Origin of the sequence: Phragmitibacter flavus (assembly GCF_005780165.1) — a bacterium.
Classification (GTDB): Bacteria; Verrucomicrobiota; Verrucomicrobiia; order Verrucomicrobiales; family Verrucomicrobiaceae; genus Phragmitibacter; species Phragmitibacter flavus.
Window position 1 is genome coordinate 181,831 of the sequence record NZ_VAUV01000002.1, and the last position, 26,066, is coordinate 207,896.

Consider the following 26,066-nt stretch of genomic DNA (forward strand, 5'->3'; position numbering starts at 1 on the left):
AGATGCCACTTTTTTGGATGAGGGGATGGTTAAACCTCGTTGTTGTGGCGGGACTGAGTTTGGTTGCGCAAGCGACGCCTGATGGAGTGACGCTTTATGCAAAGGGGAGATATGAGGAGGCGGTGGATGTTTTCCGCAGGGAACTGGCGGCGGCAGAACACGATTTTGGTGCTGACAGCGTGGAGAGTTTGAAGTGTCGGAATAATCTCGCGAATGCTTTGAATGCAAACGGGAGGTCTGCGGAGGCTGAGGTGGAACATCGCAAGGTGCTGATGGTCAGGGAGCGGGTGCTTGGCAGGGAGCATGCTGAAACGTTGTCGAGTCGGAGTAATCTTGCGGTTGCCTTGCATGCGCAGGGTAAGTATATGGCGGCGGAGATAGAGTATCGTGAAGTGCTGACGATTCGGGTGCGTGTCAGGGGGGTTGAGGATAGGGATGTTTTGAAGACATCGTTTGCTCTGGCTTTGTGTGTTGAGTCCCAAGGGCGACTGGGGGATGCGTTAACATTGGCGCGGCAGGCGGAGAATGGGTGGACCAAACAATTGGGAGCGAGTCACCCGGTTACTCTGCGGGCGAGGATGGCCCGGTTACGCATGGAAAATGCTGGGATGGTGCGGCAGGAGTAGGGTGGATGTGTCGGCCCGGATGAGGGGGTGTGGCGGGCGGATCAGACGCGGTCGATGTGGACTTCGACGATCATTTCGCGGGTGCCTTTGCCTCGGAAGTTGCCGCTCAAGGGGCGGATGTCGCCGTAGTCGGCACCGACGGCGAGTTTGATGTAACGGGTGTCGGGGATGCGGTCGTGGGTGGGGTCGTAGCCCTTCCAGCCGTAGCCGGGGAGATAAACTTCGATCCACGCGTGGCTGGCTTCGATTTCGCCGGGAGTCTTGTTGGGATTGTGGAAATAGCCGCTGACGTAGCGGGCGGGGATGTCCCGGCTGCGGCACATGCCGAGAAGCAGGTGGGCGAAGTCCTGGCAGACACCTTTGCGGAGGCGCAGGACGTCGGTGGGTTTGGTGTTGACGGTGGTGAGCTGGGGGGAGTAGGTGAAATTGGAATGGATGTAAGCACCCATGGTGAGGGTGGCTTTCCAGAGGTCGGTGATGGGGTCTTCCGTGAGCGCATCAATGGCGGCGCGCCAGATTTCGACCTCTAGTGAGACATAAGCCGAACTGTGGAGGTAGGAGAAATGATCTTCGGTGGCGGGAAGGTTTTTGAGGGCGTCCGGATGGTTGTCGGCAGGGACTGGGCCGCGCAGGTCGGGATGGGTGTTGACGAGGGAGATGGCTTCAACAGCAAGGTCCTGATGGGGGGCGATGATGTCGAAATAATGGACGTGGTTGTTGAACACATCGGGGTAGTCTCGCACAGCGGCGTGCGGGGTGATGTTGAGATCGAACTGAACGCAGGTTTGAGTGGGATCACTAAACGGCTGGAGACGGGCTTCGTTGAAGCTGTCCCGGACGATGTCGTTGTAGTGGTAGCGGGTGAGGTGACGGACGCGAAGGGAAAGGGGTTCGGTCCATTCGCGATGAGTGTCAGTAGGATCAGCCGCAGGGGCGGGGTCGCTCATCAGGCTGATTTTTTCTGCTGCTGCTGCATCTCCTGCTGGTGAAGGCGGATTTCGGCTTCGAGGTCGATGGGCGGGTGATACATGAAGGTTTGATAGATGAAGTCATCGATGTGATCAAGATCGCTTTGAACACGCTGCATGAATTCATGAAGACCGCTGGAGAGGATTTGTTTGATGGTCAGGGTGCGGAGGTCGGCAACAAGCTTGCCGAAATCTTCGCCTTCCTGGCTATAGTATTCGTCGGACTGGGTCTCGGCGAGGAGGTGATGGTAGTGATCGACGCGGTTGACGCAATAACGGATGGAGCGCGGGAAGGTGTCGGAAAGGATGAGGAACTCGGCAACTTTCGCGGGGGTGACGTCGGCGGGGTGGAAGCGACGGTAAGCCTCCATGGCGCTGGCGGAACGAAGGAGGGCCTGCCACTGGGCGGCATCAACGGCTCCACCGACATCAAAAACGCTGGGGAGCAGGATGTGGTATTTGATGTCGAGAATGCGGCTGGTTTTGTCGGCGCGCTCGAGAAATTTGCCGAACTGGATGAACTCGTATCCGTCGACGCGGGAGAAGGTGGCGTCGGTGAGGCCTTGGAAGAGGTGGGAGTATTTTTTGATTTGTTCGTAGAACTCATGGGCACCGGAGTTCCACACGGCGCGGGCGTTTTTCGACTTCAGGAAGAGGTAGGCTTCGTTGAGCGTTTCAAACATTTCGCCGGAGATCTGGTCGCGCACCTGACGGGCGTTTTCACGGGCGGAGAAGATGCAGGAGAGCACGGAGTTGGGGTTCTCCTCGCTGAAGGTCATGAACTCGGTGACCGTGGTGCTGTTGGCCTGATCGTGATGTTTGAAGAACAGTTCTTCATCACCGGCGGAGCGGAGGATGGGGAGCCAGTGTTCCTTGAGCTGCTGGTCGTCGAGATTGACGAAGTCGAGCATGAGCTGGAGGTTGACGTCGAGCAGGCGCGCGATGTTTTCGGCGCGCTCGATGTAGCGACTCATCCAGTAAAGGGAGTTGGCCACGCGGGAGAGCATGGCTTCGCTGCTACGCCGGGTGGCGTGGGAGTTGGCGGGGAGAGGAGCGGACATATCAAGAAAGGCTAAAGGATAAGGGATAAAGGATAAATCTGAAGGGCGGAGGGTTTAACAAAAGATGTTCGACTTCGCGCTTCCGATTTTTTGAGTATCAGCCGTTGTCGCGGAGGACCCAGGTGTCTTTGGAGCCGCCACCTTGGGAGGAGTTGACAACGAGACTGCCCTTGCGGAGGGCGACGCGGGTGAGGCCTCCGGGGGTGACGCTGATTTTGTCGCCGTAGAGGATGTAGGGTCGGAGGTCGACGTGGCGGCCTTCAAAATCTTCGCCGCACCAGGTCGGGTGGCGGGAGAGGGAGATGGGCGGCTGGGCGATGAAGTTGCGGGGATCAGCGATTATGTTTTTGCGGAAGGTTTCGATTTCTTCGCTGCTGGCCCAGGGTCCCATGAGCATGCCGTAGCCGCCGGCTTCGTTGGCGGATTTGACGACGAGTTTGGCGAGGTTGTCGAGGATGAAGGCGCGGTCGGAGGGCTCGCTGGCGAGATAGGTCTCGACGTTGGGAAGGATGGGGTCTTCGCCGAGGTAGTATTTGATGATCTTGGGGACGAAGTAGTAGATGACTTTGTCGTCGGCGATTCCGGTGCCGACGGCGTTTGCCAGAGTCACGTTGCCGGAGCGGCAGGCGTGGATGAGGCCGGGGACGCCGAGGAGGGAGTCGGGACGGAACACGGAAGGATCAAGGAAATCGTCGTCGATGCGGCGGTAGATGACGTCGACGGGCATGAGGCCGGCGGTGGTGCGCATGTAGACCTTGGCGTCGCGCACGACGAGGTCGCGTCCTTCGACAATCGGGATGCCCATCTGGCGGGCGAGGAAGGCGTGTTCAAAGTAGGCGGAGTTGTAGACGCCGGGGGTGAGGAGGACCACGTTGGGGCCGTCGTCGGAGCCGAGGTTGTCGGGCGCGACGAATTGGAGAACGTTGCGGAGCTGGTTGGGGTAATCGTCGACAGGGTGGACGTTGGCGGACTGGTAGAGATTGGGGAACGCACGCTTGAGGGCGGTGCGGTTTTCCAGCATGTAGGAGGCGCCGGAAGGACAGCGAAGGTTGTCTTCAAGGACGAGGTAGCCGCCGTCGCGACCGCGGATGAGGTCGGTGCCGCAGATGTGGACGTAGATGTCTTTGGCGACGTTGCATCCCATGAACTCGCGACGGAAATGCTTGGCGCCGTTGATGTAGTGAGGGGGGATGATGCGGTCCTTGAGGATTTTCTGTTCGTGGTAGAGATCGTGGAGGAAGAGGTTGAGGGCGGTGATGCGCTGGATGAGGCCTTTTTCGACAATCGCCCATTCATCGGCGGGAATGACGCGGGGCATGAGGTCGAAGGGGAAGATGCGTTCGGTGCCTTCGTTGTCGTTGTAGACGGTGAAGGTGACGCCGCTGCGCATGAACGAGAGGTCGACAGCGGTTTGACGGCGATGGTATTCCTCGGTGTCGAGGCTTTGCATGCGATCAAGGACACGCTTGTAATGTGGTCGCACCAGGCGGCCATCGTTGAACATTTCGTCGAAAAAATCTTCGGTTAGGTAATTGTCGAGAACCATGGTGTGATAAGGGAAGTGTGGAAGTTTTATGGCAAAGCAAAATCGAGGCCAAGGGGGCGATTGTTTGCAGAGGTTGATGATGGTTGGGAAATGTTGACGCTGGATTGGACGAACGGACGATGGCAAAGCATTGCAAAGCTCTGCCAACGATTGCAAACTCCGGCATGGAATTGAATCATGGGCTGCATCTGGGTTATTGCACGAACATTCATCGGGGCGAGGACTGGGCGTCGACGTGGCGCGGTCTGGAGGAGTATACTTTGCAGGTGCGGCGGCGGGTGGCGAAGGGGCGGAAGTATGGGATTGGGCTGCGTTTGAGCGAGCGTGCGGCGCGGGAGTTGTCGGCGCCGTGTCAGATGGCGGAGTTTCAGGAGTGGCTGGAGAAGCACGATTGTTATGTGTTCACGATCAACGGGTTTCCGTATGGGAACTTCCATGGGGAACGGGTCAAGGAGGAGGTGTTCAAGCCGGACTGGACGTCGCCGAAGCGGTTGGAATACACGAAGCTGCTGTTTGATCTGCTGGCGCAGTTGCTGCCCGCTGGGATGAGCGGAAGTGTGAGCACTTTGCCGGGTTCGCACAAGGAGTTCGGGGTGGGTAAAGAGGAGCTTGGTCTGATCTTTGATCATTTGCAGGTTTGCAGTCAACACATTGAATCGCTGCGTGAAAAAACGGGCAAGGATTTGCATTTGGGACTGGAGCCGGAGCCGCTGGGTTTGGTGGAGACGAGCGGGGAAGTGCTGAAGTTTTTTGGGTTGTATCTGGATCGGCATCCGCGTGATGGGCGGTTTTTGAGGAATGTGGGGGTGAATTATGATTGCTGTCATCTGGCGGTGGAGTTTGAGGAGGCGGATGAGGCGCTGTCGAGAATTGCGGATGCGGGGGTGAGGTTGAGCAAGCTGCATCTGAGTTCGGCGTTGAAGCTGAAGCCGACGGTGGAGAATTTGGAGAGGTTGAAGGAGTTTGATGAGCCGGTGTATTTTCATCAGGTGATTGCGTCGGATGGTGTGAATCCGTTGCGGAGGTTTAGGGATATTCCGGAGGCACTGGAGTTTGCGCGGTCGATGCCGGGTCAGGTGGGTGAGGAGTGGCGGGTGCATTTTCATATCCCGCTGCATGCGAGTCCGACGGGGGGATTCGGGGACACGCAGGATCACATTTTAGGATGTCTGGACTGGCTGGCGGCGCGGCCGAAGGCGTGTCAGCATCTGGAAATGGAGACTTACACTTGGGAGGTATTGCCGGTGGAGTTGCGGGCGGGGGATGTGGTGGATCAGTTGTGCGCGGAGTATGACTGGACGCTGGGGGAGATGAGGAAGCGGGGGCTGGCGTGAAGGAGATTTAGGATTGATGATTTAGGATTGATGAATCTTGATTGGTGAACGGGGGATGACGATGCGTGTTTGGTTGGAGCTGGCTCGAATTTCGAATTTGCCGACGGTTTGGACGAATGTCCTGGCCGGGTGGGTGCTGGCGGGCGGGAAGTGGGAGGGGGAGTGGGTGACCCTGGCGTGGCTGCTGTTGGGTGGCTCGCTTTTATATACTGGCGGGATGTTTTTGAATGATGCGGCGGATGCGCGGTGGGATCGGGAACATCGGGCGGAGAGGCCGATTGCGATGGGGAGGGTTAAGGAGCGGATGGTGTGGCTGGTGGCGGTGATTTTTTTGGCGGTGGGATTGGGGATGGTGGTGATCGGGGGAGGGGCGAATGTTTGGGTGTCGCTGGCGTTAGTGGCGGCGATTGTGGGGTATGACCTTTATCACAAGCCGTGGAAAGGGTCGGTTTTGGTGATGGGGATGTGCCGGGTGTTGCTGTATTTGATGGCGGGTTCGGCGGTGGCGGGGGGATGGGAATGGGGGGGGAATGGGGGATTGATTTTTAAGGCGCTGGCGCTGGGGGGGGATGTGGGGGGGTTGAGTTTGGCGGCGCGGGGGGAGGGAGGAAAAGGAGATGGGGGGGGATGGTTGATGCAGACGATGGGTGTTTTTGGACTGCTGTTGCCGTTGATATTTGTATTGTCACCGTTGGTGGTCGTGTGGTGGCATTGGTTCGTGGTGAGCTGTTTTGGTGTGCTTTTTTCGATCCGATTGGTGGCGACGACGAGCGAATTTTCCGAGGAGAAGAAATTTCGTATTCCCTGGGGGTTGCTGATCATTGGCCTGCCTCTTATTATGATGGCGTTTTTTATTCCATTTAGAACAACTCCAGAGCAGCGTGCGGAGTCTCTGACCATGACTTTGGTCGTGGTGGTGGCGGTTGTTCTTTTCCTTGTAATCGATTTAGCTTTGCATTGGATGAAGACGCCACCGAAGTCGAACATTGGGCGAGCGGTGGGGTTGTTGTTGGCGGCGATTCCGGTGGTGGATGCGCTGGCGGTGGTGCGCATAAATCCTTGGCTGGCAGTGGGTTTTGTGGCTTCAATGCCTCTTCTGCGCTTGTGGCAGCGTAAGATAGCTGCAACGTGAACGTTTGTTTGTTCCGCGTTTTCCAATTGAATATTACATGATCACCGAGAGAGAGTTTTCAGTGCCCTTTGCCCAGCGAGTGTTGTTTTCCCGGGAGGTGTTTGCTGTGGGGAATGGGTTGTTGAGCGATCTTTTGTCGGGGGCGAGTGAAAATGGCGGGGTGGCGAAGGTGCTGGTTTTTGTGGACAGTCACGTGGTGGAGGCGTTTCCGGAGTTGGAGGATCGGCTTTTGGCTTATGCGGAGTGTCATGCCGGGGTGCTGACGCTGGCGGGTGGACTGGTGAAGGTGCCGGGCGGGGAGGCTTGCAAGAACGATTTTTCGCAGGTGGAGAAGTGCTGGAAGGCGATGCATGAGGCAGGGTTGGATCGGCATTCGTTTGTTTTTGTGATTGGCGGAGGGGCGGTGCTGGATCTGGTTTGTTTTGCGGCCGCGACGGCGCATCGGGGGATTCGTCATGTGCGGTTTCCGACGACAACGTTGAGTCAGGGGGATGGCGGGGTCGGCGTGAAAAACGGGGTGAATTATTTTGGGAAGAAGAACTGGATCGGGACATTTGCGGTTCCGTTTGCCATTGTGAACGATTTTGCGTTTTTGGACTCGCTCCCAACGCGGGAACGGCGTTGCGGGCTGATTGAGGCGGTGAAGGTGGCCCTAATTCGGGATGCGGAGTTTTATCATTGGATTGAGGCGAATGTGGAGGCGCTGGCGGCGTTGGATTCGGAGGCGGTGGAGTATTTGGTCAAGCGCAGTGCGGAGTTGCACGTGGAGCACATTGTGACGAATGGGGATCCGTTTGAGCAGGGATCGGCACGACCGTTGGATTTTGGACATTGGGCGGCGCACAAGCTGGAGCAGGTGTCGGGATTTGCGATGGCGCACGGGGAGGCGGTGGCGATCGGGATGGCGCTGGATTTGTTTTATTCCGTTCGGGCGGGGTTGCTTGATGGGGGAGTGGCGAATGAGATTGTGATGTTGATTGAGCAATTGGGCTTTGAGACGTTTTCCCCGTATTTGCAGTCGAGATCGAGGTCGGGTGAGGTGGTGGTGTTGGAAGGGCTGGAGGAGTTCCGCGAGCATTTGGGGGGAGAGTTGACGGTGACCCTGGTGCCGGAGATCGGAAAAAAGGTGGAGGTGCATGAGATGGATCGCGGCATGATTCTTGAGGCGGTGGAGGCTTTGGCGGAGCGCGCTGGTGTGCGGGTTGAAAGCGTGATGGAGCAGGCCGTGGTTTGATCGGGTGCGGCGGATTGGACTTTACGAATGCCATGGTTCTGGTTTGATCGGCGCATGAAATTTTCTGTGATCTGTTCAGTAATGATGTTGTCGCTGGGTGCTGCCTGCGCTGATAGTGGCGTCATGTTAAAACCGCAGTCGTTCGAAGCCGAGTTCGTGCAAAAGCTGGGGTATCATTATCTCCTGGCGATGCCGGAGGGATATGAGGCGGACGAAGCGAAAAAGTGGCCACTGCTGGTTTTTTTACACGGGGCCGGGGAGAGGGGAAGCGATCTGGAGCTTTTGAAGAAGCATGGTCCACCAAAATTATTGGCGGCGGGGAAAAAGCTGGAGGCGATTGTGGTCTGTCCTCAGGTGCCGGCGGGAGAGGCTTGGAATCCGCATGGCGTGAAGGCGTTGGTGGACAAATTGGTGAAGGAATTCCGGGTGGACGAATCGCGCGTGTATCTGACCGGGATCAGCATGGGCGGATTTGGGACCTGGGAGACGATTCTGGAATATCCCGAAACTTTTGCGGCGGCGGCTCCGGGTTGTGGAGGGGCCGGGATTGGAATCTTGAAGTTTGACCGGATCAAGGAACTGCCACTGTGGATTTTCCACGGGGAGGCGGATACCGTGGTGCCGGTGGCTTACACCACGAGTGCTCAGGTTCGATTGAAGGATTCGAAGGGGCTGAAGGTGACGATCTATCCGGGAGTGGGACATGATTCGTGGACACAGACCTATGACAATCCAGAGTTCTGGGCGTGGATTTTTGCGCAGAAGCGGGATTAAGAGCTTGGGGAGGAGGCTTCCAAGGCGGAGATGATTTGCGGGTAGTCGGTGATCTGGATGAGGGGGATGCTGTAGAGCTGGCAAATGGCGTCGGCTTCGGAGGCGGGGTAGTCGTCGCGGTAATAGATCTCCTTCACTCCATAAGCGCAGAGCATCTGAGCGCAGGAGGTGCAGGGTTTGGTGGTGCAGGCGATGAGCTTCACATTGCCACGGGTGAACAGTGAACAAAGGTTCACCTCGGCATGCAGCATGTATTTTCGGCGGGTGTCGCGATCGAGCCAGAATTCGTGATCGGCGTTGAATCCGGGGGCCAATCCGTTGTAGGCGGTGCCAATGACGCGGTTGTCGAAATCGAAGGCGACGGCGCCTACCTTGCGGAATGGGTCCTCGGAGCGCAAGCTGGCGACATGGGCGAGGGCCATGGCATATTCTGGGATGCTGAGCCGGGTTTTGGTAACCAGGGGAAAAGGATCGGGATCGGGCATTGGCATTGCGACTATTGTGGCATGGGTGGCAAGGGGTCGTCAACAAGGGCTCTTGGCACCAAAAATCGCGGAAAATTGCCCTGCCTTGTTTAGCGATCGGGGCAGAATGGCACGCGGAGGTGAAATTTATGGAAAATTGCGTTTAAACCTCTCGACAAGGGGGTGTCATTTTGCTTCCATAGGTGATTAGACCCATTATCCGAACTTGCATATGATTTTCAGCGTGAAGGCATTCTTTCGCAAATTCACTTCCACTGGCGCTTTGCTGGGCTTGGTTGTGGTTCCTGGTATGACGTTCGCTCAAACGGGGGTGGCACCGAGTCAAACGGGGCTCTTCTTCGACGATTTGCGCAACCGTGCATCCAGTTTTCGGACTCCTGCTCAGGGAAATTTGGACGGCACCCGCTCATCGGGCGTGTATGATTTCAGTGAGAACGGTGAGTTTGAGGGAGTCTATGAAGATGAGCGGCCTTTGGGGCAGCGCTATGTGCCGGGGGATGAAGCGGGAAGACGGATCGGGGCTTCCACCTACGGAACGACAAGCCGGACGGCGGGCGACTACACGGGGGCCACAGGGCCTTATCCAACCACTTCGACGTATTTTGCGCCAACTTACATCACCGATCCCTTTCTGGCTGGCAAGCGCAACATCAAGATTGGTCCGGTGAACATTGGGCTGGGGATGAATGCAAACGTTGAATACAACGACAACATCACCCGCCGCAACACGAACAAGCTCGATGACATCATCGCCGGTGTGCTTTTGAATACGGATTTGAACTGGCAGATCACCGAGAACAACCGGCTTTCGGTTTCGGTTGGCTTGGGGGTTGACCACTATTTCAACCATCCTGAGGCGAGTCCAAACGGCAACGAACTGGTGCTGAACGTGCTGCCTGGATCGACCATCGCGTTTGACGTGAAGGTCGGTGACATTGTTTTCGTGCTTTACGATCGCCTCTCGGTGCGGCCGGTGGCTCAAAACGACTTCGGTCTTGATCAGAATGATGTTTTCGGAACCGTGCAGAATGACGCCGGCGTGGCCATGAACTGGGCGTTGAATTCCAAAACCAACCTCTCGCTTAACTTCAATCGCTCCGATTCTTGGGCGCTTGAGGAAGCGTTTTCGGCATTTGACCGTGTGATTCATACCATTGCCGGTTCGCTCGCCTGGTCGCCTACCGGCACTTATACCGTGGGTGTGGAAGGCAGCTTTTCCTGGATCAATTATGACAACGAGTTCAACAACGACGGCACGACGGCCAGCGCGGGTGTGTTTGTGATTGTGCCAATTACGCAGCGGACGATTTTGAAGGCATCGGGTGGTTATCAGCAGTTTGATTTTGATTCACCGCCGGTGTTTAGCCGTCAGGTCAGCGAGGCCGACATCATCATGGCGCAGCAGCAGTTGGAAGGCATCAACCAGCTTTATGGTGAGTTGTTCAGGATCGAAGATCCGATTGAATTGGAGCGTCGCACCGCCGAACTTGACGCTGCGCGGTTGGAACTTGAGGAGCTGATCGCATTTCAGCGTCTGCAAAAGCAGCGTGATGACGAAACGGAAAACAGCCGCAGCTTCGACAATGAGGACTTGAGCGACTACTACTACAACGTCACGTTGTTCAACCAGATCAATTCCCGCGTGAGCCATCAATTGAGCTTTGGTCATGAGTCTTCCATCAACACCACGTCCAACTTCATCACTGCAGATTTCATCAGTTACGGAGTGGGCATTGTTGGATGGAGAGGTTCCCAAATTGCCCTCAGCACCTATTTGGAAAAGGCCGAGGAATCGGGAGGTCGACTCGCGGAAGACACCACCCAGTGGGGATTCGATTTGTTTTTCGGTCAGCGTTTGACGAAACGCATCATGCTGGGCCTCGGTTACCACTACGGCAACACCGATTCCAATCTCGCGCTGCGTGACTACGATCAACATTCGTTCACGGTCGACTTGAATTATTCTCTGACTTCGAAGCTCAACATGGGTCTGGGCTATCGCTACTGGACCACAGACGCCGAAAATCCCGATCTCAGCTTTGACCAAAACCGGGTGATCATGTCGTTGAACTACAATTTTTGATTTCGAATACAACGGATGACCATGTGGAGTGTCAGAAACGGTGTTCATTTGAGACAGGTCTATATGAAAAAATTAGTTATTTTTACGGTTGGATGTTTGGCGGTCGCGGCGAGTGCGTTGCATGCGCAAGATCCGGGATTTCGTGAAGCGGAGCCTCGTCGTTTGGCGAGCAGAGAAGCTCCCGCAGCGCAAACTTCCAGTGCGTCGACCTCCGATGATACGGCTGGTTCGGTGGCCAACATCACCTCCATGGCGGCGTTGGATGACACCCGCCCTTTGCGGATTGGTGATCGGGTGAGTTTGCGGATTGTGGAAAACCGTGACGAAGTGAGAAGCCTCCTGGTGCAAGACTCCGGTGACATCAACACTCCGTTTTTGAACTTGGTGAAGGCGGCGGGCAAGACTTGTAAAGAAGTGGCCTTCGAGATGAAGAAAGAGCTTGAGAAGCAATATTTTCAACAGGCCACCGTGATCATTGCCCTGGAGCAGGCGCGTCAGGAAAGAGGAGGCATGAGACCTGACGAGATGGAGTATATCACCATCTACGGGCAGGTGATGCGGCAGGGGCGGTATGAGATGGCACCGGAAGAGGAATTGACCGTGAGTCAGGCGGTGTTGCGTGCCGGTGGACTGTCCCAGTTTGCGGACAAAAAGAAGGTGAAATTGATCCGCACATATCCTAGTGGTGCCCGCAAAACCTTCGTGGTGAATCTTGATGACATCATGAGAAAAGGCAAACTGCAGTTTGATGTGCCAATTCGCTCGAACGATGTGATCATCGTTGACGAAAACCTCATTAATTTTTGATCACGCGGCGAAAGTGCCAGAGGGAATTCGGCCTTTCAAGGGCCGAATGGATCAAAACCTTCACGGGAGCGTTGGTGAAAAGCAGTTTCATCTTTCGGTAATGCGTCGCTCTGTGTATAATCATCCCCCAACCTAAAATTGATGGACGTCTTCGATAATCAACCAACCGGCGGAAACTCGCTGCATCGTTACCATGAAACTTCGGCCAAGCTCACCCGCTACCGGGTGCTGCTGCGTCGCCGTTGGTGGTTTGTTCTATTGACCGCTTCGATTGCGGTTTGTGTCGTGACGCTGTGGATCACCAGCAAGGAGACAGAATACATCGCCATTGGGCGGATCGCCACCGGGACTCGCATCAATCTTACTGAAGGCAGAGGCGGCGGCGTGGTGGAAAACGGCGTTTTACCGGCAGATTTTTACGGAACCCAGATGGAAATTTTGATGGGTTCGACGCTGTATACGCGTGCGGTGGAACGTGTTCGGAGTTTGCATCCCGAGATCAAGCCGATTGAAGTGGACGTCAAAGTGGCGCAGCAGCGGGGATCATCCATTCTAAATGTTGGTGGCACTGGCAAGGAGCCTGAGTTTACCCGGCATCTGGTCGAGGCGCTGCTGGATGAATACATGGCGTTTCGGAAAGAGATGATCGATTCTTCGATCACCAGTGCCCTGAACAAGGTGATTCAGGAGGTGCTTACTCGCGAGAAGGAAGTGAAACTGACCAAAGAGAGGCTCGAAGAGTTTCTGAAGAACAACAACACCGTCATTTTTGAGGGGGAGCGCAATGAGGCAGCGCTTTATCTTTCCAAGCTGAAGAGCACCCTGAATGATTATCAGACGGAGCGGAGCCTGATGGAAAAAATGGGTCTTGACGATTATCTCAAACAAAAAGATCAATCGGGAACGGCCGGGGCGGCTACGGCACCCGCGCCTGCTCCAGGTGGAGCAGCGGGTCAGAGATCGGAAGGTGCAGGCATTCAGAACAGCAATTCTGCGCGCAGCAGTGATTTGATGGGCGGGCTTTCGAGGACCGAAGCGGAATACCTGAATTCAATGAGCGACCTCAAGCTCTTCGAGGCGGAGCGTCAGCAACTACTGCGGATCTACAAACCAGAGCACCCCCGGGTGCTTGAACTGGATGAAAAGATCGAAAAACAAATGGCGCTGATTGAGATTCATCGAGTTGCCAGCTCTGAAGAATGGCAGCGACGGTTGGAAACCATCCGCCTGAAAATTGCCAATTTGAATGATGAGATCATCATTTGGGAGAACAAGGCGCGCGATGCCAACGACAAAATTGTGACCCACCTGTCTCTGAAGAGCGAGGCTGAGCGCGTTTTTGAGGATTACCAAGACTGGAAGAGAAAAATGGACAGTCTGAGCGACACGAATGCCACCACCACCGACATGGTGAACATCATGGAGCGACCAAAAATCGCCCGGGAAGATGAGCAAAAGTTGTTGGTGCCATTACTGCTCGCATTCTTTGGTGGCTCCGCCGCCGGGATGGGGATTCTCCTGCTTTTCGACCGCTTGGACGACCGGATGAATTCCTACAGCGAGTTCCAGGCATTGTTTCCGAATGAGCCCGTGGTGGGCCAGATCCCCGAGCTCAAGTCGAGGGGGGATGTCGCATTGATTTCCCCAAACGATGACCGACATCTCTATGCGGAGGCGTTTCGAAATTTGCGATCTTCGATCCTCTTCAAAAACTGGGAAGGTGGAAAACCACCGAAAACCATTCTTATCACCAGTGCGGTGCCCAATGAAGGCAAAACCACCACGGTTTGCAACATGGCCATTACCATGGCCTTGGGGGGTTCCCGGGTGTTGCTTGCAGATGCGGACTTGCGTCGTGGTGGCGTGAACGAGATGTTTAATGCGCCCGCTTCGCCAGGCTTCAGCGAGGTGTTGACGGGTCAGATCAACTGGCGTGATGCAGTGCAGGAAACGGATACCCGGAATTTGCACATTTTGACCCGTGGCGAGGCCATTTCGCAGACATCGGAGTTGTTCCTTTCATCCCTTTCCGATCAAGTGTTGGGAGAACTGGCTGAAGAGTATGATTACATCATCTTCGATACGGCACCGGTTCTTGTCGCAGACGACACGGCCAGTTTCGCTCCGAAGATTGATGCCACCCTGTTCGTGGTGAGGATTTCCTCGACCACGGCGAGGCTTTCGGCCAAGGCGCTCGATCTGTTGTATGAACGTCAGGTCAATGTGGCGGGGGTGATTCTAAATCGTTCCAGCACCAGCTTGAAGGAATACACCTATTACAACTACGCCAGCTACTACTCAACGACATCGCCTCAGAAGGCCAAGCCGAAACCGGTGGGTTGAGAGGCGGTTGATGGCTGGGCGTTGATGCTTTTGAAGTGGCGGCTATCAAGTCGCCGAATGACAGAGTTGCGAGTGGCCGCGGAGAGGTTTTTCGTGGGGGCGTGTGGTGCTCCTTGATGAGCTGTTAGGCTTTCCTCAGGATGCTCACTCGAATGAGCCCGAACGTAGCAATACGGGCCGGGCCTTGGGGATTGTCCCGCTGAGACAATGAAAGCTGCCGGAGCGAAAATTGACCTGCTAGTTCGGCTGCCTGGAAGTGCCAAGCGAGTGGCTCACAAACTTTGAAAAATTTTGTGATACTGGAGTAACGCAGAAGGGAAAAAGACCTGCGCGACTAAGCACAGGCATCTTGGCCGTAATTCTTCCAATCTCAACAGGCCGGACGATCGAGCTCCTTTTTGTCGATCAAATGGAAGTGCGAAGCAGGCCGACCATCACTCCTTGAATGCTCAGTTCTTGAGCGGGGATCAAGTCGGGATAATTCGGATTCTCTGCGTGCAGGAACGGGCGGTTGTCGACAACCAGGTATCTTTTCAGGGTGCTTTCGCCATCAATGAGAGCGGCGACGACATCGCGTGGTTTGGGGGGGCGTTGATCAAGAATGACAAAATCGCCATGCTGGATGTGAGCCCCTGTCATTGAGTCGCCGCGAACGCGTAGAGCAAAAGGTTTGGCTCCAGGGTTGAGACCCATGCTGCGGGTGTCGATGGTCAATTTGCCATCGGCGATTTCGGGGTTGTCGGCGGCGAATCCGGCGGGGATGTCACCATAAATGGGGATGTCGACGGTTTCGCGATTGATGTCTTCAGGAAACACGACGGCGCGGGCTTTTCCCGCCAGACGGCGGATCACCCCTTTGCGCTCGAGGGCACGCAGGTGGCTCATGGCGGCGGTTTGACTGGCAAAGCCAAAGTGCTGCTGGATGTCCCTGGTTGAAGGCATCAATCCATTGCGACGCTGGTAACCTTTCAAAAAGACCAGCAATTCCTGTTGGCGCGCCGTAAGTAACATAGGTTCTATTTGAATACCATTCAGTTGTGCAGGCAAGAAAAATTTCGCTTGTGTGTAGCTTTTTGCAGCGATAGTGGCTGATGAGAATCACTTTCTTGATTGCATTTGCCCTTGCGCCTGGGGTCTGGCTAATGGCTGCCAGTGAATCGATTAGTCAGGAAACTGCCCAACCTACGTCGGTTCAGGGAGATCCAGTGGAATTGGGAATTCCGAAACAAGAAAAAACCGGACAGCTTCCTGCGCTCACCACGGCACTATCGGAGCGGGCCACGCAGGCATTTGGCAAGAAAGACTGGAAAACGGCTCGGGAAGCTTACCTGGAGATGTTGAAAGAGGAGCCTCGAAATGCACTCACGCTGGCAAACCTTGGTGCAGTTGAACAGCAGGATGGCAAGCTGAAGGAGGCGCAAAGTTATTTTAGCCGGGCTCTACTGATCAATCCGGGATTGCAGCAGACCTGGACGGCGCTTGGGTTGGTGAGTTATGAGCTGGGGGATTCATACTACGCGGTTTCGGCTCTCACGCGGGCGATTCATGAGGATCCGACGGATGCGCGGGCGCACAATTATCTCGCGGCGGCGGTGAAGCGATTGGGTTGGTTGGATGCGGCGGAGGCAGAGTTGCGCCGTGCCATTGAATTGTATCCGGAATATGCGAATGCGCATTTCAACCTGGCGTTGATGTATTTGGACCGTAAACCGCCCGCGATTGAACTGGCGCGACGCCACTACGAAACCGCGCTTTCCCTCGGGTCTGGCAGGGATGAATTGGTGGATGAAAAACTGAAAAAACCCTAACCTTCCGCAGGTTTTGAACGTGGTGGAAAGGGTAGGAGGAGATGTTGAGGATGAGTGCTGATCATTTGGATTGGGTTGAGGGAGGAGTTGCTGCGCAGTTGGGCGATCTTGATGCGGCAGGACTGCGGCGCCGCTTGCGATTGTTGCAGCGTGATTCAGTGGGCCTGGTGACACTGGACGGGGGAACAGTGGTCAATTTCTCCTCCAACGATTACCTCGGTCTTGCGGTGTCGGATCAGTTGAAACAGGCGATGGTCGAGGCGGTGTCGAGGCATGGCGTGGGGTCGGGTGCTTCGCGATTGGTGTGTGGCAACATGGAGTGCCACGAGGCATTGGAAGCGGCTTTGGCCGAGTTCAAGGGGACGGAGGCGGCGTTGTCGTTCAGCACGGGGCATGCGGTGGCGGTGGGAGTTCTGCCGGCTTTGTGTGGAGCGGGGGATACGATCGTTCTCGACAAATTGAGTCACGCTTCATTGATTGATGGGGCTCGTTTGAGCGGGGCGACATTGCGGATTTTTCCCCACAACAACCTGGAGAAACTTGAGCGCATGCTGGTGGCGATCCGTGCGAAGAATGCCAAGGGGCGGATTTTGGTGGTGACGGAATCGGTGTTCAGCATGGATGGAGATGCGGCACCTCTGGCGGCGCTGGTGGAGTTGAAAGACCGGCATGGGGCGTGGCTGCTGGTGGACGAGGCACATGCTTTTGGGATTTTGGGTCCGCAAGGACGTGGATTGGTGGCCGGACTTCGATTGGAAAAACGGGTGGAATTGCAGATGGGAACGTTGAGCAAGGCGGCGGGAGTGAGTGGCGGATATGTGGCGGCTTCGCGTGAGGTGATTGATTTACTGATCAATCGGGCACGCAGTTTGATCTACAGCACAGCGCCTCCTCCAGCGGTCGCGGCGACGGCAGCGGCGGCAGTGGCGATGATTGGAGGCGGTGAGGGAGATCGGCGGCGTGAACGACTGTGGGCGAATCGCGCGCATCTGCTGAGCTTGTTGCCAGAGTTGGATGCGGATTTGGTGATGGCAGCGATTGTGCCGGTGATGATTGGCGGGGAACGGGAGGCCGTGGCTGCGGCAGAGCAACTGATGGAGGCAGGATTTTTCGCTCCTGCAATTCGTTACCCGACGGTGGCGCGGAGTCAGGCAAGGTTGCGGGTGACGTTAAGTGCCTTGCATGAACTGGTCGAGATTGAAGGTCTTGTCGGATGCCTTCGACGGCACATGGTATAGATGCGGCCCTTTTTGGCGCTGCCGGAAGTCGCTCCACAATCCGCGACGCAACGCCAGGCCGAGATCGAATCGCATGCTGGTGTGACGGGCGAAGGCTTTCATCAATGCCTGTGCGGTGATTTCCTTGGAGAAGTGTTGTCGTGCATGCGCGAGTCCTGCTTTTCCCATTTGTTCGCAGCGGGCGGGATCGGAGAGCAGTCCGGCGAGAAGTCCGGCAAGCGCTTCGGGCTGGCGTTCTTCACAAAGCAAACCAGTCTCTCCATTGATGACCATCTCAGGAACGCCAGCGACATGGGTGGAGACGCAGGGAAGTTCGGCGGCCATGGCCTCCATCAACACGGTCGGGAGATTGTCCTTGCCGCCGTCTTTTTCGGTTTTGCAGGCAAGGGCGAAGATTTGGGTTTCCTCGGCGAGCAGACGAATGATTTCGTTCATCGGCAGGGGGCCGGTGAGGGAGACGAGATGGTTCAGGTTGAGGTCGGCAATCTGGAATCTCAGTTCGGCTTCGAGTGGTCCTTCGCCGACGATGCGGCAATGGAAATTCAAGCCGCGATCGCGCATCAGGGCACAGGCGGCGATGAGGTCATCGTAGCCTTTCTTCTCGATCAATCTTCCGACGCTGAGAATGCCGCCAGCTTGCTGTGGATTCTTGGAAGCCTTTTGTTTTTCTTTGGCGCGTTGGAATGGGCCGAGATCGAGTCCGTTGTAAACGCGCCGGACCCTTGCGGAGGCGGCGGGAAACCGGTGGTGAAGATCGCGCGCAGTGTAGTCGCTGACGGTGACGATCAGGCTGGCATCGCGCGCGAGCGTTTCGGGTTTTGGATGCACGTCACCGGGGTTGCAGAAGATGTCGTTGGCATGGGCGGTGAAGCTGTAGCTGAGGCCGTGAAATTTGCGCAACCACCAGCAGGTGCGGGCTCCCACGCCAGCGAAGTGGGAGTGGGCGTGGTGGACACGGGCACGCAACTGGCGCATGCGATGGCCGATCCAGGCGGCTTCATAAACGCGCAGTTTGTCGGAGCGGTCGTTCCAGTGTCGGAGGGTGAGCACGACGCTTTGAGGAAGCCGGTTTTGTTTTTTGAGCTTGAGGACTTCTTTGACCAATTGATCTTCCGGCGGCAGAAAGTGAACCTGGTCGAAGAGTTCCTTTGGGAAATGCTGGACCGATTCGGCGCGGGTATCGTGAATGGAAAAGATGATGGGACGCAGGCCGAGACGCACCAGTTCAAGCACCTCGCGAACGCAAAACGTTTGGGTGAACGTTGGGAAGCGTTCGAAGACGTAGGCGAGGTGGTATTTCGGCATGGATGAAAAATCAGCGGCATGGTGAAACGCAAATCACCTGACTGCAACCAGAACGCCTTGAGTCGTGCGAATTGTCACTTTTTGGTGCGAAAACTGGTGCCGCAATACATGCAGCGGAATTTGCCACGAATCAGGGCATTGATGATGACGGCCCAGCCGTGCCCGATGACGGGAATGCGCATGGCGTGTTTGTGTTTGTGGGCGGCATTAGAGTGCAGGATGGTCCCATGGCAGAGGGGGCATCGGAGATGCCGGGCCTGGGTGAAGATGAAGACTCGCAGGGCACCGAACAGGATGATGAGTCCGAGGGCAATGGCAGCGCTGGTGCGGTCGCGCTGTTGGAAGACATCAATCACGAACCAGACACAGGCAAGGAGGGTCAGTGAAGCGACGATGCGAAGCACCGACAAGACAATGAGCAGACGAGAGCGACCGAAATACCGGGAACGGGTGCGTTTCTGTGGAGATTCGGTCATGAAGAAGTGTTAACCAATGTTAAAATTGCGTCGGGCTCAAGCTTCTTGTGACGATTGGTGAAAATAGTTGGTGAAGGTGAAGTTGAAGGTTTGGAAGAACGTGTCTGTGGCTTGCTTTCATCGATTCCTGCATCACCATGGCGTTTGTCGAACTGCTTATGGCTGCAAAAAATCACGAAATTCTCTATCAGATTCGAAATTCCCGCATTCATGGTCGGGGTCTTTATGCCAGTCGCGACATTCCTAAAGACACGTGGATTGTTCAGTATCTTGGGGAGAAAGTGGACAAGGAGGAGAGTGACCGCCGTGCCAATGCGCTGCTGGAAAAGGCGAAGTCAACCGGGGGTGCGAAGGTTTACATCTTCATCCTGAACGATAAATGGGACATTGATGGGGATGTCGAATACAACGATGCGCGGTTGATGAACCATTGTTGTGATCCCAACGTGGAGGCGCAGACCTGGCAGGACAAGGAGATCTGGTTTGTTTCGCTGAAAGACATCAAGAAAGGGGAGGAGTTGTTTTTCAACTATGGATTTGATCTCGAGAGTTGGGAGGATCATCCCTGCCGTTGTGGTGCGGAACGTTGTGCGGGTTACATCGCGGGTGAGGAATACTGGCCAGCTCTACGCCGCAAGCTCAGTGCGAAAAAGGCATGGGCGACTCGCCGGAAGAGTGCCGGGAAGAAGAAGCGCGTTTCTTAGCGGGAAAGCTTTGGATCGAGCCAGAGGCCCCAGTCGCCATTTTTGCCATCGCCTCCGTCCTCGACCATGAGTTCGAGGGTGTCGATGTTGGTGAGGTCCACCTTGATGGATTGGAGGGGGGAGTCGGCTGAGGTTAGCTTGGATTTGAAGAGTTCACGACCGTCGCCTTTGATGAGGAAGATGACCTTGCCGTATTGACCGGTGGCAACGCCTGGCGTGATCAGGAGTTGTTTCCAAGCTTTGCCGAGCTGGAATTGATGACGGGCCGGGGCATGGGCATAATAGCCGCGTTCGAAGATCTGGCCGGAGGAGGAGAGCCAGGGTTGAGGGGAAGGGAGTTTGTCGGTGGAGGGTTTGCCATAGCCGACTTCCATCTTTTCGGGTTTGGTGTCGCAGAGACTGAGGGTGCGGATGTCTTCGGGGATGTTGGCGGGGGTGGTTTCGGGTGGAGGTGATGAACTCCAGATGCGCTGGGCGATGGCGTGCGTTTTGACGAGGATCGGGTCATTGCTGTTGGAAATTGAGTCCAAGGGATTGACTCCACCGGCAACAGCAAACCTGGCAGCCAGAGATTCCAGATGCAGTTGTATTTGGGCGTTGGAGACGTCGATCTGGCCGTCCGGGGTTGGTTGATAACCGAGACCACGCAGGGAGGTGGTCATTCCATTGACATGACAGGCGACGAGGTTGATGACGCCGGGTTTGGCGATGGGAGGATCGGTGAACGTGATTTCAAATGAACCGTCGGCATTGGGAATGGTGGTCTGGGTGGTGGCATCGTAGTCGCCGCCGCCTTTGGGGTCGGTGTAGCCGACGATGGCGTAGGTGGGAATGGCCGAAGTGATTTGGCCGCTGACGGTGATGATTTTGCCATTGATGCTGATTTGCGTGACGGAAAGATTGGCGACGATGGGATCGGTGAGAGCTTTGTTTGATCCGGTGAAGAAGGGGTGGCTGGCGAGTCGCATGCCGTGGGCGAGAGTGAGGAAGGAGCCTTTGCTTTCGTCGCGTTTTTCTTCGCCAAAGGTGCGGTTGCCGCTGCCCATAAGGGCGGTGCCGAAGGCGGCGGCTTCGTCGGAGCGTTCCCGATTGTGAGGAAGGCCGAGGGCATGGCCGATTTCATGGACGACGCCACCGACGAAGATGGAATTGTATTTGCCCAACGAGATGCGGCCGTATTGTCCGTCCTGGAGATGGTTGGCCTTGTCGGCGAGCAGGTCGGGATCGAGCAGGGCGGAGTCGACCTGCCACGCGGTGCCGCCTTTGGCATTGCCTCCGGCGTAGTAGGGACTGTTCTGGCGCATGGTGCGTTTGACGGGGTCCCAGACTGACATGTTGCAGAAGATGACGAGGGTTTCGTCGCGTCCGTCGAGGGACTTGATGATGCCGGCCTGACGCAGGACGGGGAGGCATTCCTTGCGGATTTCATTGCCGCTTTCGCCGGAGTAATGGGCGTAGGGATGGGTGCCTTTGACGAGGTGGATGCTGAGCAGGCCGTCCGGTTGATGATCGAGGGGGAGCCGGCGAACGGGGAAACCCTGGCGGCGGAGTTCCTTGTCGTAGAAATCGGCAGTGGTTTCGAGGACGCGGGAAAGGCGTTCGCGCCATTGGGGCTGGGGTTCGCGGTCGGACGGGGTCCAGTAGATGATATGGAGTTTGCGTTCGAGGTCGCCGGGAAGGGGACCGTGGAAGGCGGTGAGCGTGGCGGCGGCTTTGGGGACCTGGGTCGCGATGTCGGAGGCGGGATCGAGTGCGTGACTGAGGCCGGGGATTGTCAGCGTGAGGAGCAGGGCAGCAATGAAAGGGTGCATCTTGGTAAGAGAGAACGCACCGGGAGAATCTTCGTTAGAGTTTTTAATCTATTCGAGATCAAAGGGAGCGGGCAACTCGCTGGAAGGGAAGCGTTTGACGATGAGTTTGGGGGTGATGTAGCCGATGAGGCGCGCTTGTTTCCACGCGACGGCATCCCAGCGGATGACGGGAAGTTCGAGGATGGCGACGGCACAGGTGGGCATGTCGCCGATGCTGTTGCGCTGCAGGAGTTGGTTGGCGAAGTCGCTGATGCCGTTGTTGTGGGCGAAGAGCATGATGCTTTGCCAGCTGTTGTCAAAGGACTGGACGATTTGCAGGAGGCTGTTGGCTTCGGCCAGGTAGGCACGAGGTTCGGTGAGGATGATTTCGGGGGGGAGGTTCATTTCGGCCTGCATGAGTTCGGCCGTTTGCTGGGTGCGCGTCGCGCTGCTGGCGATGAGGTGGTCCGGCGCGGGGAGGATGGCGGGACTGGATTCGAGGCCGAAGTAGGTTTTGGCGAGGAAGCGGGCCATCTCAGGGGCGTTGCGTTCGCCACGTTCGTTGAGGGTGCGGTCGTGATCGAGTTGACCGGGATTGTCCCAACTGGATTTGGCGTGGCGGACGAGGGTAAGGTATTTCATTGATTCAGAGCGGCGGCGTCGACGGTGGTGGTGAGTAGTTCGGAAAATGCGATAGCACAGTATGGGGGGATTTCAGCAAAGAGTTGGACAGGACGTGGGTGATGGTAAAGATGGGGGTGGTGTCAGAGTTGTCAGATTCAATGGTGCGTCCGCGGGTGCCGTGGTGGATGTGGGGAAATGTGTTGAGTTTGGATGCGCCTCTGGTGGCGGCAGGGTGGCTGTGGATGCTGGCAGAGGTTTCGGGGGTGAAGCTGCCGTGGGCTTGCTTTGCGGTGTTGTGGATGACGGTGTGGTTCATTTATGTGCTGGACCGGACGATGGATGGTTGGCGATCAGAAGGGGAGGGGGAGCAGACGGCAAGGCATAGGTTTTATCTTCGGCACCGCGCGTTCATGGTGAGGGAGGTGTTGCCGCTGATGGGGGTGGTGACGGGGTGGCTGGCGATGACGCAGATTCCGGTCGGGTTGATGGAGCGTGGGATGGGATTGGGATTGGTGGTGGGGTGGTATTTGTGGAATCACGCAGGAAGCTCGAGGCGTTGGATGGTGGGCATTGGAAATGCGCTGATGGCGATGGTGGTGGTGGGGTGCGTCTGGTGGAGCGGAGTTGAGCAATGGTCCTGGGTCGGGCCGCTGTTGCTGGTGGTTTTGGTCCTGCGGTTGGTAGGAGGACGGCTTGGAATCTCGAAGGAGATCTGTTGCGGGGTGGTGTTTGCTTTGGGGTGCGGGCTGAGTGTGCATTTTTATTCGATGGATCAGGTTGCTGGATTTTTTTCGGTCGAGGTGATGGGGTTGGCGATGCTGGCGGTGTTGAACTGTGTGGGAATTGCCGCTTTGGAGAGTGGAAAGGAGGATGCTTCGAGTGCTTCGATGTTGTCGGGAAAGAGGTTCACCGTGCTGGTGGCCGGGGTGGTGGGTGGGCTTGCGGGAGCGTGGTGGGTTGGAACTGGCGGGGTTTTGCTGGAGGCGGCATTTTTTGGAGTGGTGTCGATGGGTTTGGTGTATCACTGGGCACCCAAAATGCCGGGAGAACTGCCGAGAGTGCTGATGGATGTCGCACTGCTGGTGCCGGTGGGCTGGGTTTGGTGGTGGCGTTAATTGTGCTGGGGCTTCGGCGCGGGGTTTGCTATGATTTTACTTACTATGAGTGGAAGCGTTGATTTTGAGGCAATGTTGGCGGTGGCGATTGAGGAGGCCCGGGAGGGGATTTCCGAGGGGGGGATTCCGATTGGTGCGGCGTTGTTTGATATGGAGGGGAAGGTTTTGGGGAGGGGGCACAATCGCCGGGTGCAGGAGGGCGATCCATCCGTGCATGGGGAGACGGATGCGTTTCGCAAGGCGGGCCGGCAGCGGAGTTACCGGGACAAGATCATGGTAACGACTTTGGCACCGTGCTGGTATTGCAGTGGATTGGTGAGGCAGTTCAACATCGGCACGGTGGTGGTGGGGGAGTCGGTGACTTTTCAGGGGGGGATCGAATGGCTTCGTGGCTTGGGGGTAAAGGTGGTGGATCTGAATTCAAAGGAGTGCATCACGATGCTGACCGAGTTCATTGAATCGTATCCTGCGGTTTGGAATGAGGATATTGGCGAAGAGTGATGGTGGATGTTTAATTTGGTGGACTAGAGCAGGGGCACATGCTGTGGTGCGGGAATGCAAGAAGTGACTGAATCAACAAAGGGACCGATCCTGGTGACGGGCGGTGCGGGGTATATTGGGTCGCACACAGTGAAACATCTGCTGGCCCAGGGGGAGCAGTTGGTGGTATTGGACAATCTTTCGATGGGGCACGCGGAGGCGGTGCCGGAAGGCGTGACGCTGGTGGAGGGCGAGCTGATGGATGCCGTGCTCGTCGACTGGCTGTTCACGGAATATAAACCGGAGGCGGTTTTGCACTTTGCGGCTTCGGCGTTTGTGGGCGAGTCAGTCGACGAACCTCTGAAGTATTATAAAAACAACGTGGTGGCACCGCTGACCTTGCTGGATGCGATGAAGAAGCATGGGACGTTGCGGATCGTTTTTTCGTCGACATGTGCGACTTATGGGAATCCGCAATTCGTGCCGATGGATGAGTCGCACCCGCAGGTGCCGGTGAATCCTTATGGAGCCAGCAAGCTGATGTTGGAGCGGGTGATTCAGGACTGTGAAGTTGCCTGGGGCGTGAAGTCGGTGTTTTTGCGCTATTTCAACGCGAGTGGATGTGATTTTGAGGGGATGATCGGGGAGGATCACGAGCCCGAGTCGCATTTGATTCCGCGAATTTTGATGGCGTTGAGAGGGGAGATTGAGTCGATGACCATTTTTGGGACGGATTATCCGACGGCGGACGGGACGTGCATTCGGGATTACATCCATGTCAATGATCTGGCTTCGGCGCATGCGCTGGCGTTGAATTACCTGCGTGGTGGTGGCGAGTCGACCGCAGTGAATCTGGGGACGGGTCGCGGGTTTAGTGTGAAGGAGATCATTGCGACGGCGGAGTCGGTGACAGGTTTGAAGGTGCCGGTGACTTTTGGCCCGCGTCGTGCGGGTGATCCTCCGGAGTTGGTGGCGAATCCGGCGAAGGCGAAGTCAGTGCTGGGCTGGGAGGCGCAGATCAAAGATCCGAGGCAGCATGTGGAGTCGGCCTGGAAGTGGATGACGGGTCCGAAAGGCGGGCGCTATAGCAAGTGAATGCGTAAATGCGCGGAGAAGTGCGTGGTTGGCAGGTTGCCAGTCCGGGTGGTGTGGGTAAACTGTGGGAACAGGCAAAGGATTGGCAGCATGGAATCACTAGCATGAGCGCGACCCAACGCACGCAGCGCGAACGGGCCAGGAAGCGGCTTGAAGAGCAACGCCGAATTGCGGAGTTGCGCCAGCGGTCGCAAGGGCGTGATGCATTGCTGGCGAAGTTGCCGAAGGTTGACCGCGATCGAGATCGCGATCACAATCCGGACAGCGGACGCAAGCGCAAGTTTTTGCTGGGATTGCTGATGCTGCCGCTGTGTTTGCTGGCGTTGCTGACGTTTTTGGATTTGTTGTTTACGGAGACGGTGAAGGGGGAGTTTTGGAAGTCGGAAGGATTTTGGTTTTTTGGCAGCGGCTGTGTTTGCTGGCTTTGCATGGGCTGGTTGCGGCGTGAACCGGGGTTGATGTATGTGTTTGCCCATGAGATGACGCATGCGATAGCGGTGCGGTTGAGCGGGGGTCGGGTGCATGACATGCATGTGGGTCCGGATGGGGGGTTTGTGGACACGGACAAGACGAATACTTTGATCACCTTGTCGCCGTATCTGGTGCCGTTTTACACGGGGGTGGTTTTTGCGATTTTTGGACTGCTGTCGTTGTTGATGGACATGGATCGCGAATGGATTTTGCCATGGTTTGGCGAAGGGTTGCGGTTGAAGGGGGTGTGGGTGTTTTATTTTATGGTGGGGCTGACGTGGTGTTTTCACCTGACCTTCACGATGCAGGTATTGCAGACGGAGCAGAGCGACTTGCTGCACAATGGGGAGTTCTTTTCGATGATGCTGATCATTTTTATCAACATCGTGATCCTGGTGGTGCTGTTCATTGCGGCTTCACCCAAGGTGGGCTGGAGCGATGTTTATGAGGATCTGAGGGGTTTGTTTGGGTGGATGTGGCGGATGGTTTTTTGAGAGTTGACCCTCCAGTTTCTTTGCCCCTTACATGGAGCGTCTTGTTGTGGAGTGCTGCGGCTTGCCGCAGCTT

At 56.3% G+C, this 26,066-nt stretch carries 24 protein-coding genes; 15 read left to right on the forward strand and 9 right to left on the reverse strand.

Annotated elements, in window-relative coordinates:
• Window positions 1-2: 2 nt before the first annotated feature.
• Window positions 3-626, forward strand: coding sequence for a tetratricopeptide repeat protein (locus FEM03_RS02760; RefSeq protein ID WP_166442575.1), 624 nt, complete (start codon window positions 3-5; stop codon window positions 624-626).
• Between the two features lie 41 nt (window positions 627-667).
• On the opposite strand, the gene FEM03_RS02765 is transcribed toward FEM03_RS02760, so the two are convergent.
• From FEM03_RS02765 to FEM03_RS02775, 3 genes are all read right to left on the reverse strand, one after another.
• The gene (locus tag FEM03_RS02765) at window positions 668-1,573 is read right to left on the reverse strand and encodes a transglutaminase family protein (protein ID WP_138084651.1); all 906 of its coding nucleotides are present in this window, start codon (window positions 1,571-1,573) and stop codon (window positions 668-670) included.
• On the reverse strand, window positions 1,573-2,655 hold the full coding sequence (locus FEM03_RS02770) for an alpha-E domain-containing protein (protein ID WP_206170826.1): 1,083 nt from the start codon (window positions 2,653-2,655) through the stop codon (window positions 1,573-1,575). The genes FEM03_RS02765 and FEM03_RS02770 overlap by 1 nt, the downstream gene beginning before the upstream one ends.
• Before the next feature lie 97 nt (window positions 2,656-2,752).
• Window positions 2,753-4,201 carry a circularly permuted type 2 ATP-grasp protein gene (locus FEM03_RS02775; protein ID WP_138084652.1) on the reverse strand — a complete coding sequence of 483 codons (1,449 nt, stop codon included), beginning with the start codon at window positions 4,199-4,201 and terminating at the stop codon, window positions 2,753-2,755.
• 164 nt (window positions 4,202-4,365) lie between these two features.
• On the opposite strand from FEM03_RS02775, the gene eboE reads away from it, so the two are divergent.
• From eboE to FEM03_RS02795, 4 genes are read left to right on the forward strand one after another with little or no spacing between them, the layout of a single operon-like run.
• Entirely contained in the window at window positions 4,366-5,535 is a 1,170-nt protein-coding gene (gene eboE, locus FEM03_RS02780) for a metabolite traffic protein EboE (RefSeq protein WP_138084653.1), read from the forward strand.
• Between the two features lie 55 nt (window positions 5,536-5,590).
• Window positions 5,591-6,667, forward strand: a complete 1,077-nt coding sequence (locus FEM03_RS02785; protein WP_138084654.1) for a UbiA family prenyltransferase — start codon at window positions 5,591-5,593, stop codon at window positions 6,665-6,667.
• A gap of 37 nt (window positions 6,668-6,704) precedes the next feature.
• Window positions 6,705-7,901 carry a 3-dehydroquinate synthase gene (locus FEM03_RS02790; RefSeq protein WP_166442576.1) on the forward strand — a complete coding sequence of 399 codons (1,197 nt, stop codon included), beginning with the start codon at window positions 6,705-6,707 and terminating at the stop codon, window positions 7,899-7,901.
• Window positions 7,902-7,955: 54 nt separating this feature from the next.
• Complete coding sequence (locus FEM03_RS02795; RefSeq protein WP_206170827.1) at window positions 7,956-8,675, forward strand: carboxylesterase family protein; 720 nt, start codon at window positions 7,956-7,958, stop codon at window positions 8,673-8,675.
• On the opposite strand, the gene FEM03_RS02800 is transcribed toward FEM03_RS02795, so the two are convergent.
• Window positions 8,672-9,097: a cytidine/deoxycytidylate deaminase family protein gene (locus tag FEM03_RS02800; protein ID WP_138084655.1), complete on the reverse strand. Its 426-nt coding sequence runs from the start codon at window positions 9,095-9,097 to the stop codon at window positions 8,672-8,674. The two genes, FEM03_RS02795 and FEM03_RS02800, sit on opposite strands and share 4 nt — an antisense overlap.
• Window positions 9,098-9,449: 352 nt before the next feature.
• On the opposite strand from FEM03_RS02800, the gene FEM03_RS02805 reads away from it, so the two are divergent.
• From FEM03_RS02805 to FEM03_RS02815, 3 genes are all read left to right on the forward strand, one after another.
• Entirely contained in the window at window positions 9,450-11,243 is a 1,794-nt protein-coding gene (locus FEM03_RS02805; RefSeq protein WP_138084656.1) for a porin family protein, read from the forward strand.
• A gap of 63 nt (window positions 11,244-11,306) precedes the next feature.
• On the forward strand, window positions 11,307-12,050 hold the full coding sequence (locus tag FEM03_RS02810; protein ID WP_166442577.1) for a polysaccharide biosynthesis/export family protein: 744 nt from the start codon (window positions 11,307-11,309) through the stop codon (window positions 12,048-12,050).
• A gap of 141 nt (window positions 12,051-12,191) precedes the next feature.
• On the forward strand, window positions 12,192-14,393 hold the full coding sequence (locus tag FEM03_RS02815; RefSeq protein WP_138084658.1) for a polysaccharide biosynthesis tyrosine autokinase: 2,202 nt from the start codon (window positions 12,192-12,194) through the stop codon (window positions 14,391-14,393).
• Between the two features lie 405 nt (window positions 14,394-14,798).
• On the opposite strand, the gene lexA is transcribed toward FEM03_RS02815, so the two are convergent.
• Entirely contained in the window at window positions 14,799-15,404 is a 606-nt protein-coding gene (gene lexA, locus FEM03_RS02820) for a transcriptional repressor LexA (protein ID WP_138084659.1), read from the reverse strand.
• 131 nt (window positions 15,405-15,535) lie between these two features.
• Between lexA and FEM03_RS02825 the strand changes: the two genes are divergently transcribed.
• A complete protein-coding gene (locus FEM03_RS02825; protein WP_166442578.1) occupies window positions 15,536-16,201 on the forward strand; it encodes a tetratricopeptide repeat protein in 666 nt (221 codons plus the stop codon).
• A 50-nt stretch (window positions 16,202-16,251) separates the two neighbouring features.
• Window positions 16,252-17,439 carry an aminotransferase class I/II-fold pyridoxal phosphate-dependent enzyme gene (locus FEM03_RS02830; protein ID WP_240772648.1) on the forward strand — a complete coding sequence of 396 codons (1,188 nt, stop codon included), beginning with the start codon at window positions 16,252-16,254 and terminating at the stop codon, window positions 17,437-17,439.
• Here FEM03_RS02830 and FEM03_RS02835 read toward each other — a convergent pair.
• Complete coding sequence (locus FEM03_RS02835; RefSeq protein WP_138084662.1) at window positions 17,371-18,744, reverse strand: glycosyltransferase family 4 protein; 1,374 nt, start codon at window positions 18,742-18,744, stop codon at window positions 17,371-17,373. The two genes, FEM03_RS02830 and FEM03_RS02835, sit on opposite strands and share 69 nt — an antisense overlap.
• 74 nt (window positions 18,745-18,818) lie before the next feature.
• Window positions 18,819-19,220 (reverse strand): hypothetical protein, encoded by a 402-nt coding sequence (locus FEM03_RS02840; protein WP_138084663.1) that lies wholly within the window; start codon window positions 19,218-19,220, stop codon window positions 18,819-18,821.
• 137 nt (window positions 19,221-19,357) lie between these two features.
• Between FEM03_RS02840 and FEM03_RS02845 the strand changes: the two genes are divergently transcribed.
• The gene (locus FEM03_RS02845) at window positions 19,358-19,924 is read left to right on the forward strand and encodes an SET domain-containing protein (RefSeq protein ID WP_206170830.1); all 567 of its coding nucleotides are present in this window, start codon (window positions 19,358-19,360) and stop codon (window positions 19,922-19,924) included.
• Here the strand turns inward: FEM03_RS02845 and FEM03_RS02850 are convergent.
• A complete protein-coding gene (locus FEM03_RS02850) occupies window positions 19,921-21,735 on the reverse strand; it encodes an NPCBM/NEW2 domain-containing protein (protein WP_138084665.1) in 1,815 nt (604 codons plus the stop codon). The genes FEM03_RS02845 and FEM03_RS02850 overlap by 4 nt on opposite strands.
• Before the next feature lie 48 nt (window positions 21,736-21,783).
• A complete protein-coding gene (locus FEM03_RS02855; RefSeq protein WP_138084666.1) occupies window positions 21,784-22,356 on the reverse strand; it encodes a SixA phosphatase family protein in 573 nt (190 codons plus the stop codon).
• 83 nt (window positions 22,357-22,439) lie between these two features.
• Between FEM03_RS02855 and FEM03_RS02860 the strand changes: the two genes are divergently transcribed.
• The 4 genes from FEM03_RS02860 (at window position 22,440) to FEM03_RS02875 (ending at window position 25,993) form a co-directional block, all read left to right on the forward strand.
• On the forward strand, window positions 22,440-23,453 hold the full coding sequence (locus tag FEM03_RS02860) for a hypothetical protein (protein WP_138084667.1): 1,014 nt from the start codon (window positions 22,440-22,442) through the stop codon (window positions 23,451-23,453).
• Window positions 23,454-23,498: 45 nt separating this feature from the next.
• Complete coding sequence (locus FEM03_RS02865; protein WP_138084668.1) at window positions 23,499-23,954, forward strand: nucleoside deaminase; 456 nt, start codon at window positions 23,499-23,501, stop codon at window positions 23,952-23,954.
• 54 nt (window positions 23,955-24,008) lie between these two features.
• The gene (gene galE, locus FEM03_RS02870) at window positions 24,009-25,028 is read left to right on the forward strand and encodes a UDP-glucose 4-epimerase GalE (protein ID WP_138084669.1); all 1,020 of its coding nucleotides are present in this window, start codon (window positions 24,009-24,011) and stop codon (window positions 25,026-25,028) included.
• Window positions 25,029-25,132: 104 nt separating this feature from the next.
• Window positions 25,133-25,993, forward strand: coding sequence for a zinc metalloprotease (locus FEM03_RS02875; protein ID WP_166442580.1), 861 nt, complete (start codon window positions 25,133-25,135; stop codon window positions 25,991-25,993).
• Window positions 25,994-26,066: the final 73 nt, after the last annotated feature.

Coding starts and splice junctions, on each gene's coding strand:
- FEM03_RS02760 (WP_166442575.1), top strand. CDS start 3: ATGCCACTTTTTTGGATGAGGGGATGGTTAAACCTCGTTGTTGTGGCG.
- FEM03_RS02765 (WP_138084651.1), bottom strand. CDS start 1,573: ATGAGCGACCCCGCCCCTGCGGCTGATCCTACTGACACTCATCGCGAA.
- FEM03_RS02770 (WP_206170826.1), bottom strand. CDS start 2,655: ATGTCCGCTCCTCTCCCCGCCAACTCCCACGCCACCCGGCGTAGCAGC.
- FEM03_RS02775 (WP_138084652.1), bottom strand. CDS start 4,201: ATGGTTCTCGACAATTACCTAACCGAAGATTTTTTCGACGAAATGTTC.
- eboE (WP_138084653.1), top strand. CDS start 4,366: ATGGAATTGAATCATGGGCTGCATCTGGGTTATTGCACGAACATTCAT.
- FEM03_RS02785 (WP_138084654.1), top strand. CDS start 5,591: ATGACGATGCGTGTTTGGTTGGAGCTGGCTCGAATTTCGAATTTGCCG.
- FEM03_RS02790 (WP_166442576.1), top strand. CDS start 6,705: ATGATCACCGAGAGAGAGTTTTCAGTGCCCTTTGCCCAGCGAGTGTTG.
- FEM03_RS02795 (WP_206170827.1), top strand. CDS start 7,956: ATGAAATTTTCTGTGATCTGTTCAGTAATGATGTTGTCGCTGGGTGCT.
- FEM03_RS02800 (WP_138084655.1), bottom strand. CDS start 9,097: ATGGCCCTCGCCCATGTCGCCAGCTTGCGCTCCGAGGACCCATTCCGC.
- FEM03_RS02805 (WP_138084656.1), top strand. CDS start 9,450: ATGACGTTCGCTCAAACGGGGGTGGCACCGAGTCAAACGGGGCTCTTC.
- FEM03_RS02810 (WP_166442577.1), top strand. CDS start 11,307: ATGAAAAAATTAGTTATTTTTACGGTTGGATGTTTGGCGGTCGCGGCG.
- FEM03_RS02815 (WP_138084658.1), top strand. CDS start 12,192: ATGGACGTCTTCGATAATCAACCAACCGGCGGAAACTCGCTGCATCGT.
- lexA (WP_138084659.1), bottom strand. CDS start 15,404: ATGTTACTTACGGCGCGCCAACAGGAATTGCTGGTCTTTTTGAAAGGT.
- FEM03_RS02825 (WP_166442578.1), top strand. CDS start 15,536: ATGGCTGCCAGTGAATCGATTAGTCAGGAAACTGCCCAACCTACGTCG.
- FEM03_RS02830 (WP_240772648.1), top strand. CDS start 16,252: ATGAGTGCTGATCATTTGGATTGGGTTGAGGGAGGAGTTGCTGCGCAG.
- FEM03_RS02835 (WP_138084662.1), bottom strand. CDS start 18,744: ATGCCGAAATACCACCTCGCCTACGTCTTCGAACGCTTCCCAACGTTC.
- FEM03_RS02840 (WP_138084663.1), bottom strand. CDS start 19,220: ATGACCGAATCTCCACAGAAACGCACCCGTTCCCGGTATTTCGGTCGC.
- FEM03_RS02845 (WP_206170830.1), top strand. CDS start 19,358: ATGGCGTTTGTCGAACTGCTTATGGCTGCAAAAAATCACGAAATTCTC.
- FEM03_RS02850 (WP_138084665.1), bottom strand. CDS start 21,735: ATGCACCCTTTCATTGCTGCCCTGCTCCTCACGCTGACAATCCCCGGC.
- FEM03_RS02855 (WP_138084666.1), bottom strand. CDS start 22,356: ATGAAATACCTTACCCTCGTCCGCCACGCCAAATCCAGTTGGGACAAT.
- FEM03_RS02865 (WP_138084668.1), top strand. CDS start 23,499: ATGAGTGGAAGCGTTGATTTTGAGGCAATGTTGGCGGTGGCGATTGAG.
- galE (WP_138084669.1), top strand. CDS start 24,009: ATGCAAGAAGTGACTGAATCAACAAAGGGACCGATCCTGGTGACGGGC.
- FEM03_RS02875 (WP_166442580.1), top strand. CDS start 25,133: ATGAGCGCGACCCAACGCACGCAGCGCGAACGGGCCAGGAAGCGGCTT.